We start from the raw sequence: 16086 nt of genomic DNA on the forward strand, positions 1-16086 counted from the left end.
GTGGAGTTCGGGTTCGACGCGGCGGACGAGGAGTTCCGCGCACAGGCGCGGGCGTGGCTCGGCGAGCATCTGACAGGGGTGTTCGCCGGGGCGGTGGGCCGGGGCGGTCCCGGCAGCGAGCACGAGGGGACGGAGGAACGCCGGGCCTGGGAGCGGGAGTTGGGCCGGGGCGGCTGGATCGGTCTCGGGTGGGGCTCGGGAGCGTACGGGAACCGGCAGGCCACGCTGACCCAGCAGGTCGTGTGGGCCGAGGAGTACGCGCGGGCACGGGCGCCCGGACGCCACGGGCACATCGGCGAGAACCTGCTGGCGCCGACGCTCCTGGCCTACGGCAGCCAGGAGCAGCGGGACGAGTTCCTGCCGCCCATCGCGCGCGGCGAGGCGCTGTGGTGCCAGGGGTACAGCGAACCCGGGGCCGGATCGGACCTGGCGGGGCTGCGGACGGTGGCGGTGCGGGACGGTGACGCGTACCGCATCACCGGGCAGAAGATCTGGACGTCACTCGCGCACGAGGCGGACTGGTGCTTCGTCCTCGCACGGACGGAGGCGGGGTCCCGTGGGCACCGGGGGATCTCGTTCCTGCTGGTGCCGATGGACCAGCCAGGGCGTATCGAGGTGCGGCCCATCCGGCAGCTGACGGGGACGAGCGAGTTCAACGAGGTCTTCTTCGACGGGGCGGTGGCGCGTGCCTCGCACGTGGTGGGCGGTGCGGGTGACGGGTGGCGCGTCGCCATGGGCCTGCTCGGGTTCGAGCGGGGGGTGTCCACGCTCGTGCAGCAGATCGGGTTCGCGGAGGAGCTCGGGGGCGTGGTCAGGGAGGCGGTCGACAGCGGGGCCGTCGATGATCCCGTGCTGCGGGACCGGCTTGTGCGGCAGTGGGCGGAGCTGCGGGTCATGCGGTGGAACGCGCTGCGTACGTTGGGGAGTTCGGGGAGTTCGGGGAGTGTGGGCAGGGTTGGTGGCTCGGGTGGGGACGCGGGGGCGCCCAGTGTGGCCAAGCTGCTGTGGGGCGGGTGGCATCAGCGGCTGGGGGAGCTGGCCATGGAGGTGCGGGGGGCCGGGGCTGCCGTCGGCCCCGGGGACTGGAGCGAGAGCGCTCCGTACGAACTCGACGCCCTGCAGCGGCTCTTCCTCTTCACGCGGGCCGACACCATCTACGGCGGCTCGGACGAGATTCAGCGGAACATCATCGCCGAGCGCGTGCTCGGCCTGCCGAGGGAGGCGAAGGCGCGATGAGGGGTGTCGTTTTCGACAGGAGCAGGGCCGAGGGGAGCAGGGTCGAGGTCGTCGACGACCTGGAGATACGGGAGCCGGGGCCGGGGGAGGTGCTGGTCGCGATCAAGGCCGCGGGGCTGTGCCACAGCGACCTGTCGGTGATCGACGGGACCATTCCCTTTCCTTCGCCGGTGGTGCTCGGGCATGAAGGGGCGGGGGTGGTGGAGGCCGTCGGTGCGGGGGTGACGCATGTCGGGGCGGGCGATCACGTTGCCCTCTCGACCATCGCCAGCTGCGGGGCCTGCGGGGAGTGCAACCGGGGGCGGCCGACGATGTGCCGGCGGGCCATCGGGATGCCGGAGCAGCCGTTCTCGCGTGGCGGGAAGCCGATCCATCAGTTCGCGGCGAACTCCGCGTTCGCGGAACGCACGGTGGTGAAGGCCGTGCAGGCCGTGAAGATCCCGGAGGACATTCCGCTGACGTCGGCGGCGTTGATCGGATGCGGGGTGGTGACGGGGGTCGGCGCCGTCCTGAACCGCGCGAAGGTGGACCGCGGGGACAGCGTGGTGGTGATCGGGACCGGGGGCATCGGTCTCAACGTGCTCCAGGGGGCGAGGATCGCCGGGGCGACGCGGATCGTGGCGGTGGACGCGAACCCCGAGAAGGAGGGGGTGGCGCGGCAGTTCGGCGCGACGCACTTCTTCGGGTCGGCGGAGGCGGAGGGGGTGAGGGAGCTGCTGCCGACGGGGGCCGACCACGTCTTCGAGTGCGTGGGGCGGGTCGAGCTGATCCGGCAGGCGATCGATCTCCTGGACCGGCACGGTCAGGCGATCCTGCTGGGGGTGCCGCCGGCCACGGCCGAGGCGTCGTTCGTGGTGTCGTCCCTGTTCCTGGACAAGTCGATCCTGGGCTGCCGCTACGGCTCGGCACGCCCGCAACGGGACTTCGCGCTGTACGCGGAGCTGTACCGGGAGGGCCGACTGCTGCTGGACGAGTTGGTGACGGAGACGTACCCGGTGGAGGACTTCGCCAAAGCGGTGGGGGACGCGGAGGCGGGGAGGGTGGCGCGGGGGGTGCTGACTTTCTAGGGGGCATTTGCGGGTGTGTCTGTGGGTGGGTGTTGCGGGTCTGGTTCGTGGGTGGGGTGTCTGTGGGTGGGTGTTGCGGGTCTGGTTCGTGGGTGGGGTGTCTGTGGGTGGGTGTTGCGGGTCTGGTCCGTGGGTGGGGCGTCTGCGGGTGGTGTTGCGGGTCTGGTCCGGCTGTGGGTGCGGTGCCGCGCCGGTATGTCCGTCCTCGCTATCGTCCGGTGGCCGCGAGGGTGCTTCGGCACCGGAGCGCCGCGAGCCGTGCTCCGGGCGGACATACCGGCACGTCCCCTCCCGCGCGCTGCCGCCTGCGGATGCCGCGGCCAATCCCACTACCCGCCCCGGCCCGTACGTTCCCCGCCCACCCCCGTCACGCGGACCGCCCACCCACCCGCCCATTCACCCCTTGGCGCCGCGGGGCAATCGTGCGGGAAGGCTTGTTCGTTCAGGGGTTGGGTGCGGGGTGATCGGGCGGGTGGGTGGGAGAGGCTTGTTCGGTGGGAGGCGGGTGCGGGGGGCCGGGGTTACCGCGGGGGCCCGGCGGGTACGCCTTCGCGGAACGTGCGGCGGTAGGCCGTCGGCGTGACGCCCAGCGCAGCCTGCAGGTGCTGCCGCATGGACTGGGGCGTGCCGAAGCCCGCGTCCCGGGCGACCTGGTCGACGGAGAGGTCGCTGGACTCCAGGAGGTGGCGGGCCCGCTCGACCCGCTGCTGCGCAAGCCACTGGCCGGGGCTGATCCCCACCTCCTCGCGGAAACGGCGCGTGAAGGTGCGTACGGACATGGACTCCTGATCCGCCATGTCGCGGAGCTGGATCGGCTCGTGGAGGCGGGCGAGCGCCCACGCCCGAGCGGAAGTCGTCGTCGCGAACTGCGGCTCCGGAACGGGGCGTTGGATGTACTGGGCCTGCCCGCCGTCCCGGTGCGGAGGCACCACCGTACGGCGCGCGACGTCGTTGGCGACCGCCGATCCGTGGTCGCTGCGTACGACATGGAGGCAGAGGTCGAGCCCCGCCGCCACACCCGCCGACGTGAGGACGTCCCCGTCGTCGATGAACAGCACCTCCGCGTCCACCGTGATCCGGGGGAAGAGCCGCTGGAAGTGCTCCGCCGACGACCAGTGCGTCGTGGCGGTGCGGCCGTCGAGGTAGCCCGCGGCGGCGAGGACGTAGCCGCCCGTGCAGATGGAGATCAGGCGCGTGCCCGGCTCGATGTGGGCGAGGGCCGCGGACAGTTCCTCGGTCAGGCGGCCCTCCTCGTAGACCGGACCCAGCTCGTACGAAGCCGGGATCACCACGGTGTCCGCGCCGGCCAGGCACTCCGGCCCGTTCTCCACGAGGATCGAGAAGTCGGCGTCCGTGCGCACCGGGCCCGGCGGGCGGACGGAGGCGGTCACGACCTCGTACAGATGCTCGCCGTCGGCGTTCCTCGCGCGGCCGAAGATCCGCTGCGGGATGCCGAACTCGAACGGGATGACGCCGTCCATGGCCAGGACCACCACTCGGTGACGTGCGCCGGTCGGATGTCCGCTCGCTGAAGCCATGGCCCGATTCTAGCTAATGCTGTCCTTTGGGCCACTCGTTCGGGCAGCTAAGGGCCCAGATGCTGTTGTCGTGACCCAGACAGACGTGAATCAGCCGGTCGAGGCGCTCCCGCGGGCGCCGGGGCGGCGGCCCCGCATCCACCGCGCGTGGTTCGTCGCCGCCGTGACCTTCGTGACGATCATCGGTGCCGCGGCGTTCCGGTCCCTGCCGGGCCTGCTCATCGATCCGCTGCACGAGGAGTTCGACTGGTCGCGCGGCACGATCGGCCTCGCGGTCTCGATCAATCTCGCGCTGTACGGGCTCACCGCACCCTTCGCCGCCGCGCTGATGGACCGCTTCGGCATCCGGAGGGTGGTCGCGGTCGCGCTCGTCGTGATCGCGCTCGGCTCCGGGCTGACCGTGTGGATGGAGTCCGCCTGGCAGCTCCTGCTGTGCTGGGGGCTGCTCGTCGGGCTCGGCTCGGGGTCCATGGCGCTGGCCTTCGCCGCCACCGTCACCAACCGGTGGTTCACCACGCGGCGCGGCCTCGTCACCGGCATCCTGACCGCCGCCTCCGCCTCGGGACAGTTGATCTTCCTGCCGGTGCTCTCCTGGATGGTGGAGACGTACAAGTGGCGGCCCGCCGCGGTGACTGTTGCTCTGGCGGCGCTCGTCGTCGTCCCGTTCGTGTGGCTGCTGCTGCGCGACCATCCGGCGGACGTGGGCCTGAAGCCGTACGGCTCCGAGGAGTTCGTGGAGAAGCCCCCGCCCGCCACGGGGGCCGCGCGGCGTGCGGTCACGGTCCTCTTCAAGGCGGCCCGCACCGGGCCGTTCTGGCTGCTCGCCGGCACCTTCGCCATCTGCGGTGCCTCGACGAACGGCCTGATCCAGACGCACTTCGTGCCCGCCGCGCACGACCACGGCATGCCGATCACGGCGGCCGCCTCGCTCCTCGCCGTCATCGGGATCTTCGACGTCGTGGGCACGATCGCGTCCGGCTGGTTCACGGACCGCTTCGACGCCCGGCGGCTGCTCGCCGTCTACTACGCGCTGCGCGGCATCTCGCTGCTCTTCCTGCCGCTGCTCCTCGACGCGACCGTGAACCCGCCGATGATCTTCTTCATCGTCTTCTACGGCCTCGACTGGGTGGCGACCGTGCCGCCGACCCTGGCCCTCTGCCGCGAGCAGTACGGCGAGGACAGTGCCATCGTCTTCGGCTGGGTGCTCGCGTCGCACCAGGTGGGAGCCGCGCTCGTGGCCGTCATCGGCGGAGTCGTGCGGGACACCTTCGGGTCGTACGACGTGATGTGGATCGCCTCCGGGGCGCTGTGCGCGGCGGCGGCACTGATGGCGCTGGTCATCCGGCGCGTCGGTGCGGAGAAGCCGGGCGACGAGAAGGTGGTGGAGGGCGCGCTCACGTAGCGGGCGCGTCGAATCTGCCGAACTTGCCGAACTTGCCCCGGTGGAACAGGAGCGGTTCGCCGTCGTCGGTGGCGCCGAGCGCCTCCACCCGGCCGATCACGATCAGGTGGTCGCCGCCGGTGTGCACCGCCTGGATCGTGCAGTCGATCCAGGCCGGTACGCCGGTCAGGCGGGGCGAGCCGGTGACGGGCGCGGAGTCGTACACGACGCCGGCGAACTTGTCGGCGCCGCTCACCGCGAAGCCGCGGCAGAGGGCGCCCTGGTCGGCGCCCAGGACGTTCACGCAGAAGACGCCCGCGCGGGCGATGCGCGGCCACGTCGTCGACGTACGCGCGACCATGAACGAGACCAGGGGCGGGTCGAGGGAGAGCGAGGAGAAGGACTGACAGGCGAACCCGGCGGGGCCCGGATCGCCTTCGGATGCCGGTGCCGTGACAACGGTCACGCCGGTCGCGAAGTTCCCCAGCACGCGCCGGAACTCGCCCGCGTCGAGCGGCGCCCGCTCGTCGTCGCCGACCGCCCGCAGCTGCGGGCGCGGAAGGGCTTCGACCGGGCCGGTGGTGGTCGGTGCGCCGACCGACCTGAGGTATCGGACGGCAGTGGCCGCCATCCCTGCATGTCCCATCACGTGAACCATTGAAGCTGACGGGTCGTCAGATGGGAAGGGCGGGGAGGCACCAGGTGCCGTACGCGCCCTCCGGCGGTCGTCAACGGCCTTCGTACGAAGGCGAACGGCGCTCCACGAAGCTGGCCACGCCCTCGTTCGCGTCCGCCGTCGTCATGTTGATCTCCTGCGCCGCCGCCTCCGCCGCGAAGGCCGTCGCGCGGTCCGATTCCAGGGCCGCGTTGACCAGTTGCTTGGTCAGGGCGATGGCGCGGGTCGGGCCCGTCGCCAGCCGCTCCGCCCAGGCGCGGGCCGTCTTCTCCAGTTCGTCGGCCGGTACGACGCGGTTGACGAGCCCCAGCCGTTCGGCGTCCGCGGCCGGCACGGAGTCCCCGAAGAACATCAGCTCCTTGGCCCGCTGCGGCCCGATGAGGCGGGGCAGCAGATAGGCGCCGCCGCCGTCCGGCACCAGGCCGCGGCGCACGAACACCTCGATGAACTTGGCCTGTTCGGCGGCGATGACCAGGTCGCAGGCGAACGCGAGGTGCGCGCCGATCCCGGCCGCGGTCCCGTTCACCGCGGCGATCACCGGCTTCTCGCAGTCCAGGACGGCGGCGATGAGGCGCTGGGCGCCCTGCTTGATGGTGCGGGCCACGTCGCCGGGCACGCTCTCGGCACCGCCGCCGGGCGCACTGCCGCCAGGCGCACCCCCACCGGGCGCACCGCGCAGATCGGCGCCCGCGCAGAATCCCTTGCCGGTCGCGGTGATCACGACGGCGCGGACGGCGGGGTCGGCGGAGGCGTCGGCGAGCAGTGAGATGACGCGTTCGCGCTGGTCCCAGGTGACGGCGTTCATGGCTTCGGGCCGGTTGAGGGTGATCCACGAGACGGCGTTGTCAGTGGCGTGGAGTACCAATGAGTCGAGGGGATCAGTTCCGGCTTCGGGGGAGGGTGTCATGGGGTTGCGTGCTCCATTTCGCTGCGGGGTATTCGGGTGGGTGGGCGGGAGACACTCGCCGCGCAGCGGCGGCCTGGAAACCCGCTCACCGACAGACGGCAAGAGCATCGAGCGCGACAGCCCCCTGCCCCCGGGGCAGCACCATCAGGGGGTTGATGTCCAGCTCGGCCAGCTCGTCGCCCAGTTCGAGCGCCATCCTCTGCACCCGCAGCACGACTTCGACGAGCGCGTCGATGTCGGCGGGCGGCGCCCCGCGCACCCCGTCCAGCAGGGGACGACCCCGCAGCTCCGAGAGCATCGCGAGCGCCTGGTCCTCACCGAAGGGCGGCACCCGGACGGCCACGTCCCGCAGGACCTCGACAAGGACGCCCCCGAGCCCGACCGTCACCGTCGGCCCGAACAGCTCGTCCTGGGTCACGCCCACGACCATCTCGACGCCCCGCTCCACCATCTGGCAGACCAGCACGCCGTCCAGCGCGATCCCTTCGTACCGGGCGATGTCGGTCAGCTCCCGATAGGCGTCGCGCACCTGGCTGGCCGAGGTCAGGCCGACCTTCACCAGGCCAAGGTCGCTCTTGTGGGCGAGCCGCGCACCGGACGCCTTCATCACCACCGGGTAGCCGACGAGCCCCGCCGCCCGCACGGCCGCCGCCGCACTGGTCACCAACTGCTCGCGCGGTACGCGAATCCCGTACGCGCGCAGCAGCTGCTTCGCCGCGTGCTCGCTCAGCTGCTGACCGGACCGCATCAGGGCCTGGGCCTTGCGGAAGGAGGGCGATGCCGTGCGCGGCGCGTCGGCGAAGGGGGAGCGGTAGCGGGTGGTGAACCGGTGGTGGTCCAGATAGGAGCGCACCGCCGTGATGCAGTTGGCGAAGGTGCGGAAGGTGGCGACGCGCGACGAGCCGAGCAGCGTCGTGCGGTAGGCCTCCTCGGTGCCGACGGGCGAGCCCCACACCACGCACACCAGCTTGTCCGTCTGCTCCGCCGCGTCCGCCAGGTCCTGGGCCAGCTTGTCGCTCATGGGCGGAAAGGGGCCGGTGATGGGACAGATCAGTACCCCCACCTCCGGATCGTCCAGGATCGCGTCGATGATCTTCCGGCCGCGCCAGTCGCCCACCGGGTGCCCGCCGTTGTCGACGGGGTTGGCGACGTTGAGATAGTCCGGTATCCACTGGTGCAGCTCCGCCTGCTTGGCGTCGGAGAGGGCGGGAAGCCGCAGCCCCGCCTCGGTCGCCAGGTCCGAGAAGTGCGCGCCCGTGCCGCCCGAGATCGAATACACGACGACGCCCTCGGCCTTCGGGGGCCGCGCCCGCGCCAACAGGGCGGAGGTGTCCTGGAGTTCGTCGAGCCCGTCCACGCGGATCACGCCGAACTGCCGCATCGCCGCGTCGACGACCGTGTCGGCGCCGGTGAGTTTGCCGGTGTGTGAGGCGGCCGTGCGGGCGCCGGTCTCGGTGCGGCCGACCTTGACCGCGACGACGGGCACGCCGCGCTGGGCGGCGCGGTCGGCGGCGAGCAGGAAGGCGCGGCCGTCCTTGAGGCCCTCGACGTAGCAGGCGATGGCGCCGACCTCGGGGCGCTCGGCGAAGTAGGAGATGAAGTCGGAGGTCTCCAGGTCGGCTTCGTTGCCGGTGGGCGCCCAGTGCGAGAGGCGTACGCCGATCTCCTGCATCGTGAAGACGGGGCGCCCCTGGTGGCCGGACTGGGTGATCAGGGCGATCGCCGGTCCTTCGAGGTCGTCGCGGAACTTCTCGAAGGCGTTGAGGTTGGTGTTGGGCCCGAGCAGCCGCAGCCCCGAGCGCTCGACGGCGGCGGTGAGGCGGGCCTGCGCGAGCGCGCCCTCCTCGCCGGTCTCGGCGAACCCGGAGGCGAAGGCGACGGCGAACTTCACCTTGGACTCGGCGAGTTCCTCGATCACGGGAAGGGGGTCACTGACGAGGAGTACGGCCAGATCGACCGGTTCCGGCAGGTCGGCGACGGAGGGGAAGCAGGGTGTGCCGAAGACGGTTTGCCGGGTGGGGTGCACGGGGTGCAGCCGGGCGCCGCACCGCTCGGCCCAGTCCATGAGCTGACGCGTGATGCCGGTGTTCGGCCGCCCCTCGGCGTCCGACGCGCCGATGACGGCGACGGCCTCGGGGCGGAAGAACCGGTCCAGGTCCGGTACGTCGGCGTGCAGCGGGCGGCCGCTGACGTCCAGATCGTCCGCCGTGGGGGCATGGCCGTGGACGGCCGGTGCCGGGGTCTCGCCGCAGGCCACAACACGCGCGCGGCGGGGGTCGGTGGTGAAGGTGCCGTATGTCGATCCAAGCATCGGTCCGCCCCGCTCCTGTGTGACAGCAACTCAACTGACGCATAGTCAGATTACTGAACTGACGCTGTGTCAGGAACAGTGCTGCACCGGCGGATTGGGGCGGCCCTTCTAGCAGTACCCAGGTGCCCTGGGGGGCTACTCCCCTCTCGGTGGCTGCGCCGCCGGGAGGGGGTAGTACCGGCCATCGGGGGGTGCCGTGAGGGGGTCGTCGGTCGACTGCGGCGTCGTTGTGGCTGGTCGCGCAGTTCCCCGCGCCCCTTTGGGGCGCCCCCTCCGGGCCCTGTCAGCGGCCCCCGCCCCGCGTTCTCGCCACCGCCTTCGCGATCTTCTCCGCGTCCATCGCCATCTCGCGCAGCATTCCGCTGATGGGGTTCGTGAAGCCGGTGAAGTAGAGGCCGGGGGCCGACTTCGGGGTGCGGGCGCCGCGGACGAGCGGGGTGCCCTTCTCGTCGAGTACGCCGAGTTCGCCGAGGATCGGCTCCAGGGCGCGGCGGTAGCCCGTGGCGGCGACGACCGTGTCGGGGGCGATCACGCTGCCGTCGGCCAGGACGACCTTGCCGTCCTCGAAGGACTCGACGGCCGCGACCGGTTCGACCCGGCCCTTGCGCACCGCGTCGATCAGGCCCACGTCCTGCACCGGGATCGCACCCTCCTTGACCCGGGAGTACAGGCCGGTTGTGGGGCGGGGCAGTCCCTTCGCGGACAGGTCGGGGACGCTCACCTTGGCGATCGGGCCCGCGAGCCGGTCCACGAGCGAGACCGGCAGTCGGCGGCAGAGGATGCCCGTGCGCTGCGCGGGCCACCCCGCCGTGGAACGGCGGACGATGTGCGGCGCGGTGCGCACCGCGATGCGGACGCGGGCGGCGCCCCCGGCGGCGAGGTCCACGGCGATCTCGGCGCCGGTGTTGCCGACGCCGACGACCAGGACGTCCTTGCCCGCGTAGGGGCGGGGCTCGCGGTAGGCGCTCGCGTGCAGGAGCTCACCCGTGTACGTGTCGCGGCCCGGCCAGTCCGGCAGGTGGGGGGTGTGGTTGTACCCGGTGGCGATCACCACCGCGCTGCCGGTCAGCTCGCGGCCGCCGGTGGCGTGCAGCAGCCAGCCGGTGCCGTCGGCCGTGCGCTGAAGGCGGGAGACCTCGACGCCGGTGACGATCTCCAGCTGGTGGAACTCGGCGTACTTCTCCAGGTAGCGCAGGACGTTGTCACGTGACACCCACCGTCCGAAGCCGCGGGGTATCGCGAGCCCCGGCAGTGCGGAGAGGCGTCGCGTCGTGTGCAGGCGCAGGCGGTCGTAGTGCGTGCGCCAGGAGGCGCCGACCCGGTCGGACTTCTCGAGCACGACCGCGCGGACGCCGCGCGCACGCAGGGCGGCCGCCACGGAGAGCCCGCCGGGTCCGCCGCCGACGACGTATACGGGGCGGTCTTGGTGTGGCGTTTGTGGGGGAGTGGTGTCGGCCATGAATCTGAGAGTAATCACGTGGTCACTTGATGGGGGACGGTCAAGCCCCAAACCGGTTGCGAATTGATCACGGGTGTGTGCGAGAGGTCCTCCGCCGGTGGGGTTCCGCGACCGGCCGACGGGCCACGCCTCGTACGCCCTCTTGCGTACGCCTCTTGCGCGCGCGTCGGGGATGCGTTGAACTGACGTACCATCAGAAACGTATCCGGGTCTGGAGAGACTGCCGCATGGACGTGAGCACCGCGAGCCCGCGCTACGACCTCCCCGAGCCCGACGCCTTCACCCGCCCCTACTGGGACGCGGCGGCCGACGGCGGTCTCCTGATCCGCCGCTGCGGCGCCTGCGGCAAGGCGCACCATTACCCCCGCGAGTTCTGCCCGCACTGCTGGAGCGAGGAGGCCGGCTGGGAACGGGCGAGCGGCCGGGCCACGCTCTACACCTGGTCCGTGGTGCACCGGAACGACCTGCCGCCGTTCGGCTCCCGCGTCCCGTACGTCGCCGCGGTCGTCGACCTCGCCGAGGGCCCGCGCATGATGACGGAGATCGTCGACTGCGAGGAGGGCGAGCTGCGGATCGGGATGGCGCTGGAAGTGGCGTTCCGTGCGGCGGGCGAGGGGGGAAGCGTGACGGTGCCGGTGTTCCGGCCGGAGCGGTGACGAGCCGGGCGACGAGCGGGGCCGTAATCCGCTTCTGTTCGTGGTGGGCCGCGAGGGATCATGGCCCATGGACTCCTCGAACCCCCACGGCTCCTGGCAGTTGACCTCCGACCTCGACCATTTCCTCGCCGGGGCCGAGCATTTCCTGCACTCCGACCCGGCCACGCACACCATTTTCCTCACCACATGCGACACGTTGCGCAGGCGCGGGCCGCATGTGTACGGGGACGACGCACCCCGCTTCGGCATCCGCGCCGGAGTCGGCGGCGCCGTGGAGGGCGTCTTCATGTGGACCCCGCCGCACCGGCTCGCGCTGAGCCCGCTCGTGGACGAGGCGGCCACCGACGATCTCGCCGCGCTGCTCTCCGACGCGGGCGAGAAGCTGTCCGGCGTCGGCGGTCCGCGGGACACCGCCGAGGCGTTCGCGCGGGCCTGGCAGCGGCACACGGGAGCCACCGCCGACGTCGCCTACCGCGACCGGCTCTACCGCCTGGGCACGCTCACCCCGCCCGCGTCCCTCCCGGAGGGCGGCGCGCGCGTCGCCGCCGAGGGCGACAGGGAGCTGCTGATGCGCTGGCACCGGGAGTTCGGTGAGGCCCTGGGGGAGAGCCGGGCGATGGAGTCCGGCACGTGGGCCGACACCCGCATCGCCTACGGAGGCATCACTCTCTGGGAGACCCCCGACGGCACCCCCGCCGCCATGGCGGGCCGCACGCGCCGCGTCGCGGGCCAGGCCCGGGTGGCCCCCGTGTACACCCCCGAGGCACTGCGCGGCCGTGGCTACGCGGGAGCCGCGACCGCCGAGGTCAGCCGCGCCGCGCTCGCCGACGGCGCGGACGACGTGCTGCTCTTGGCCGACCTCGGCAACGCCACGAGCACCGGGCTCTACCAGCGGCTCGGCTTCCGCCCGGTGCGGGACTTCGCGCAGTACGGCTTCACCCGGTGACGTTCACGCGATGATTTTCAGGCCCTGGTCCTCACGGCCACAGCAGCTCCTTGACCCAGTCGCCGTCCGTCTCCCTGCGGTAGCGCAGCCGCACGTGACGGCGCCGGGCGTCGCCCTGGAAGAACTCGACCTCCGCCGGTTCGAGTACGTACAGCGTCCAGCTCGGTGCCGGGGCGTCCGGCTCCGCCTGCGCGTGCTCCCAGGCGGCCTGGCTCGCTGCCACCAGATCCCCGTACGCAGGCAGTACTTCGCTCTGCCTGCCGACCAGCGCCGAAGCCAGCGCCCCGGGCGAACGGCGTGCGAGATCGGCGCGGCTCTCGGCGGCGCCCGCCGCCGTGACCCGGCCCCGCACCCGGACCTGACGCCCCTGCACGGGCCAGTAGAACCCGAGCGCGGCGTCCGGTCGCGCCGCGAGCTGGCGGCCCTTCGCGCTGCCCGCGTGCGAGCCGAAGTGCCAGCCGGCGTCGTCGGCGTCGTGCAGCATCAACGTCCGTACGTCGGGGCGCCCCGACGCGTCCGCCGTGGCCAGCGTCATCGTGTGCGGCTCCACCTGCCCCGCCTCGGCCACGTCCACGAACCACTGCCAGAAGAGGGGCAGCGGGGCGGCGGGGGCCGTCGCCGGGTCGAAGACGGGCAGCTCGGTGTCCCAGACGCGCAGGGAGCGCAGGAGGGCGCGGCCGTGGGTGATGTCATCGGGCCTGTCGGTGTCGTCCATCCGGCGAATCTACGGGAGCGGCCACCGAGGCCGGCTCACCCCGCCCCACCGCCCGTCCGCCCGTCCGCCCCGCGAAGGCCCCTCACCCCCTGCCGAGCACCACCGTCCCCGACGAGCAGAACCAGCCGCCCGTTCCCGATGCCACCGCCACCTCCGGCAGGCGGTTGCCCGGTCTCCGGACCTGGCGGCCTTCGCCTGCCTCGCCGCGCAGCTGTCGTACCGCCTCCACCAGCAGGAACAGGCCGCGCATTCCCGGGTGTTGGGCCGACAGGCCGCCGCCGTCCGTGTTCGTCGGGAGTTCGCCGTCCCGCAGCAGGCGGCCCTTCTCCACGAACGCGCCGCCCTCGCCCTTCGCGCAGAATCCGAGGTCCTCGAGTGTCACCAGGGTCATGTAGGTGAAGGCGTCGTAGATCTGCGCCACGTCCACGTCCTCGGGGCGTACCCCCGCCCGTTCGAACGCGAGGCGACCGCTCACCGCCGCCGGGGAGACCGTGAAGTCCTCCCACTCCGACATCGTCGTGTGCGAGACGTGCTCGCCGGTGCCGAGCACCCAGACCGGGGTCGACGCGCAGTCGGCCACGTACTCCTCCGCCGCGAGGAGCACCGCGCATCCGCCGTCGGAACGAATGCAGCAGTGCAGTTTGGTGAACGGGTCCGCGATCATCGGGCCGCCCAGGACCTCGTCGACCGTGATCGGGTCGCGGTACATCGCGTCGGGGTTGGTCGCCGCGTTCGCCCGCGCCTGTACCGCCACGGAGGCGAGCTGTTCGAGCGTCGTGCCGTACTCGTGCATGTGGCGGCGCGCGGCCATCGCGTACTTGGAGATCAGGGAGTGGCCGTAGGGGACCTCGAACTGGAGGGGGCCGCGCGCGCCAAAGGAGAGGTTCGACGTGCGGCGTCTCGCCTTGATGTCCGCCCTCGCCGTCGAGCCGTAGACAAGGAGTACGGCGTTGGCCCGGCCCGTCGCGATCGCGTCCGCCGCGTGCGCCGCCATGACCTCCCACGTGGCGCCGCCGACGGAGGTGGAGTCGACCCAGCGCGGCTTCAGGCCGAGGTACTCGGCGACCTCGACCGGGGCGAGCGTGCCCAGGCCCGCGGACGCGATCCCGTCGACGACCTCGCGGCCGAGGCCCGAGTCGGCCAGGGCGCGGCGGGCCGCCTGGGCGTGCAGGGCGTAGGGAGTGGCCTCGTCGACGCGGCCGCAGTCGGAGAGGGATATGCCGACGACGGCCACCTTGCGGGGGCGGGACGCCGACGCCGCGCCCGCACCGGCCGACGCCTCACGGGGGCTGAGGGGAAGGGGAGTTGGCATGAATCTGACGGTACATCAGATCACGCCCGGCCAGAGAGGTGTTACTTCTCGTCGCGGCCCTGTGCATCTGGCGGGTGCCGATTTAGCATGACGGCCCGTCAGATCTGGGTCGGCGGACACCGCCGCGACCCGGGGGAGGAGCCCGCCGATGGACGCCGCCTTCACCGCGGAGCAGGAAGAAATCCGCCGCACCCTTCGTGAGCTCGTCACCAAACGCTGCGGCCCGGACGAGGTGAAGACCGCGGTCCGCACCCCCGCCGGATACGACGCCGCCCTCTGGTCCGCCCTCGCCGAACAGCTCGGCCTGCCCGGCATCGCCCTGCCCGAGAGGTACGGCGGCGTGGGGTGCGGCTCGGCGGAGCTCGCCCTCAGCGGCGAGGAGCTGGGCCGCGCCCTCGCCCCGTCGCCCCTCTTCGCCACCGCCGCGCTCGCCGCCCCGCTCGTCGAGCGCCTGGGCACCGAGGAGCAGCGGGCGGCGCTGCTGCCCCGCATCGCGGAGGGCGGCCTGACCGCCGCGCTCGCCGTGCCCGGCACCGGGCTCGCCACCGCGCTCGGCCTCGTCGGCGACAACCTCGGCGACTGGTCGGGCGGCGGCCGTGCGGGCGGCGTGCAGGCCAAGCTCTCGGACGGCGTCTGGCGGCTCTACGGCCAGGCCGAGCAGGTCCTCGACGGGCACAGCGCGGGGCTGCTCGTCGTGGCCGCGCACACGGGGGGCTTCGCCCGTTCCCGTACGCTCCTCTATCTCGTCCGGGAGGGCGTCGCGGGACTCGTGCGGACCCGGCAGACCTCCCTCGACGAGACGCGTCCGCAGGCCCGCGTCGAACTGCGCGACGTGGAGGCGGAGTTGCTCGGCGCCGCCGACGACGCCGATGTGCCGGGCGCGCTCGCCGCGGTCGGCGACACCGCCGCCGCCGTGCTCGCCGCGGAAGCCGTGGGCGCGGCGGACCGGGCCCTTGAGCGGACGGTCGAGTACGTGAAGCAGCGCGAGCAGTTCGGGCGGGCGATCGGGTCCTTCCAGGCGGTGAAGCACCGGCTCGCTGACGTGTACGTACAGGTGCAGGCCGCGCGCTCCGCGGCGTACTACGCGGCGTGGGCGGCCGGGGCGGAATCCGAGCAGGTGGGAGGGCTGGCCCTGGCGCAGGCCCTGGACGCGCTGCGGACCGCCGCGTCGGAGGCCGTGCAACTGCACGGCGGCATCGGCTTCACCTGGGAGCACGAGGCGCACCTGTACTTCAAGCGGGCGTCGAGCGACGAGCTGCTGTTCGGCCCCGTGCACCGGCTGCGGGCGCGCGCGGCGGAACGGGCCGAGCTGTTCACCCCCACCGGGGCCGAGCCGACGGTGGCCGTCTGATGCCGCCCGGTGTGCGCCTGATGCAGAAGGTGTCGTCCACCCGGGCCTTCGCGAAGATCGCCCCGCACTTCATCCCCGCGATGGACCGCGCGGTGCACCGCCTCACGCGCGGCAAGGTGCTGCTCAGCGCGACGATGCTGCCGGGGGTGATCCTCACGGTGCGCGGCGCCAAGAGCGGCATCGCGCGGCGCACTCCCTTGGCCTGTATGCCGGAGGTGAAGGGGAGTTGGATTCTGGTCGGCTCCAACTTCGGGCGCCCGGGACACCCCGCCTGGACCGGCAACCTCATCGCCCATCCGGATGCCGACGTCAACTGGCAGGGCGCGGACATTCCGGTCAGGGCGCGGCTGTTGACGGGGGACGAGCGGGCGCAGGCGTGGCAGGCGGCGCTCAAGTTCTGGCCGCCGTACGCGACGTACCAGTCCCGCGTGGAGCGGGAGATCCGCCTGTTCCGCCTGGAGCGGCGGGCGGAGTGACCGCACGGGTGGCCGCACAAGTGACTGCACGAGTGACCACCTGGGCAGAACAGCG

General features: G+C 72.5%; 14 protein-coding genes. 7 read left to right on the forward strand and 7 right to left on the reverse strand.

Annotation, left to right across the window (positions count from 1 at the left end):
• Positions 1-1236, forward strand: a complete 1236-nt coding sequence (locus tag ACZ6ZP_RS35245) for an acyl-CoA dehydrogenase family protein (RefSeq protein WP_469409862.1) — start codon at positions 1-3, stop codon at positions 1234-1236.
• Positions 1233-2303 carry a Zn-dependent alcohol dehydrogenase gene (locus tag ACZ6ZP_RS35250; RefSeq protein ID WP_469409865.1) on the forward strand — a complete coding sequence of 357 codons (1071 nt, stop codon included), beginning with the start codon at positions 1233-1235 and terminating at the stop codon, positions 2301-2303. Before ACZ6ZP_RS35245 ends, ACZ6ZP_RS35250 begins: the two co-directional genes overlap by 4 nt.
• A gap of 521 nt (positions 2304-2824) precedes the next feature.
• On the opposite strand, the gene ACZ6ZP_RS35255 is transcribed toward ACZ6ZP_RS35250, so the two are convergent.
• Entirely contained in the window at positions 2825-3841 is a 1017-nt protein-coding gene (locus ACZ6ZP_RS35255) for a GlxA family transcriptional regulator (protein WP_361466156.1), read from the reverse strand.
• A gap of 16 nt (positions 3842-3857) precedes the next feature.
• Between ACZ6ZP_RS35255 and ACZ6ZP_RS35260 the strand changes: the two genes are divergently transcribed.
• Positions 3858-5243 (forward strand): MFS transporter, encoded by a 1386-nt coding sequence (locus tag ACZ6ZP_RS35260; RefSeq protein WP_383819154.1) that lies wholly within the window; start codon positions 3858-3860, stop codon positions 5241-5243.
• Here the strand turns inward: ACZ6ZP_RS35260 and ACZ6ZP_RS35265 are convergent.
• From ACZ6ZP_RS35265 to ACZ6ZP_RS35280, 4 genes are all read right to left on the reverse strand, one after another.
• Positions 5236-5853, reverse strand: coding sequence for a flavin reductase family protein (locus ACZ6ZP_RS35265; protein WP_351163248.1), 618 nt, complete (start codon positions 5851-5853; stop codon positions 5236-5238). The genes ACZ6ZP_RS35260 and ACZ6ZP_RS35265 overlap by 8 nt on opposite strands.
• Before the next feature lie 97 nt (positions 5854-5950).
• Positions 5951-6805 (reverse strand): enoyl-CoA hydratase/isomerase family protein, encoded by an 855-nt coding sequence (locus ACZ6ZP_RS35270; RefSeq protein ID WP_399981273.1) that lies wholly within the window; start codon positions 6803-6805, stop codon positions 5951-5953.
• Between the two features lie 85 nt (positions 6806-6890).
• The gene (locus ACZ6ZP_RS35275; protein ID WP_366462309.1) at positions 6891-9116 is read right to left on the reverse strand and encodes an acetate--CoA ligase family protein; all 2226 of its coding nucleotides are present in this window, start codon (positions 9114-9116) and stop codon (positions 6891-6893) included.
• A gap of 283 nt (positions 9117-9399) precedes the next feature.
• Positions 9400-10575, reverse strand: coding sequence for a flavin-containing monooxygenase (locus ACZ6ZP_RS35280; RefSeq protein WP_469409869.1), 1176 nt, complete (start codon positions 10573-10575; stop codon positions 9400-9402).
• A gap of 227 nt (positions 10576-10802) precedes the next feature.
• Here ACZ6ZP_RS35280 and ACZ6ZP_RS35285 point away from each other — a divergent pair, with 227 nt between their 5' ends.
• On the forward strand, positions 10803-11231 hold the full coding sequence (locus ACZ6ZP_RS35285; protein ID WP_383819163.1) for a Zn-ribbon domain-containing OB-fold protein: 429 nt from the start codon (positions 10803-10805) through the stop codon (positions 11229-11231).
• A gap of 67 nt (positions 11232-11298) precedes the next feature.
• Complete coding sequence (locus ACZ6ZP_RS35290) at positions 11299-12177, forward strand: GNAT family N-acetyltransferase (protein ID WP_469409873.1); 879 nt, start codon at positions 11299-11301, stop codon at positions 12175-12177.
• 31 nt (positions 12178-12208) lie between these two features.
• On the opposite strand, the gene ACZ6ZP_RS35295 is transcribed toward ACZ6ZP_RS35290, so the two are convergent.
• On the reverse strand, positions 12209-12892 hold the full coding sequence (locus ACZ6ZP_RS35295; protein WP_361466174.1) for a pyridoxine/pyridoxamine 5'-phosphate oxidase: 684 nt from the start codon (positions 12890-12892) through the stop codon (positions 12209-12211).
• Between the two features lie 82 nt (positions 12893-12974).
• Positions 12975-14204, reverse strand: a complete 1230-nt coding sequence (locus ACZ6ZP_RS35300; protein WP_351162718.1) for a thiolase C-terminal domain-containing protein — start codon at positions 14202-14204, stop codon at positions 12975-12977.
• Positions 14205-14352: 148 nt separating this feature from the next.
• On the opposite strand from ACZ6ZP_RS35300, the gene ACZ6ZP_RS35305 reads away from it, so the two are divergent.
• Entirely contained in the window at positions 14353-15555 is a 1203-nt protein-coding gene (locus tag ACZ6ZP_RS35305) for an acyl-CoA dehydrogenase family protein (protein ID WP_361466177.1), read from the forward strand.
• Complete coding sequence (locus ACZ6ZP_RS35310) at positions 15555-16031, forward strand: nitroreductase family deazaflavin-dependent oxidoreductase (protein ID WP_469409876.1); 477 nt, start codon at positions 15555-15557, stop codon at positions 16029-16031. The genes ACZ6ZP_RS35305 and ACZ6ZP_RS35310 overlap by 1 nt, the downstream gene beginning before the upstream one ends.
• Positions 16032-16086 lie beyond the last annotated feature (55 nt).

This window comes from Streptomyces sp. NPDC054047 (assembly GCF_055585065.1).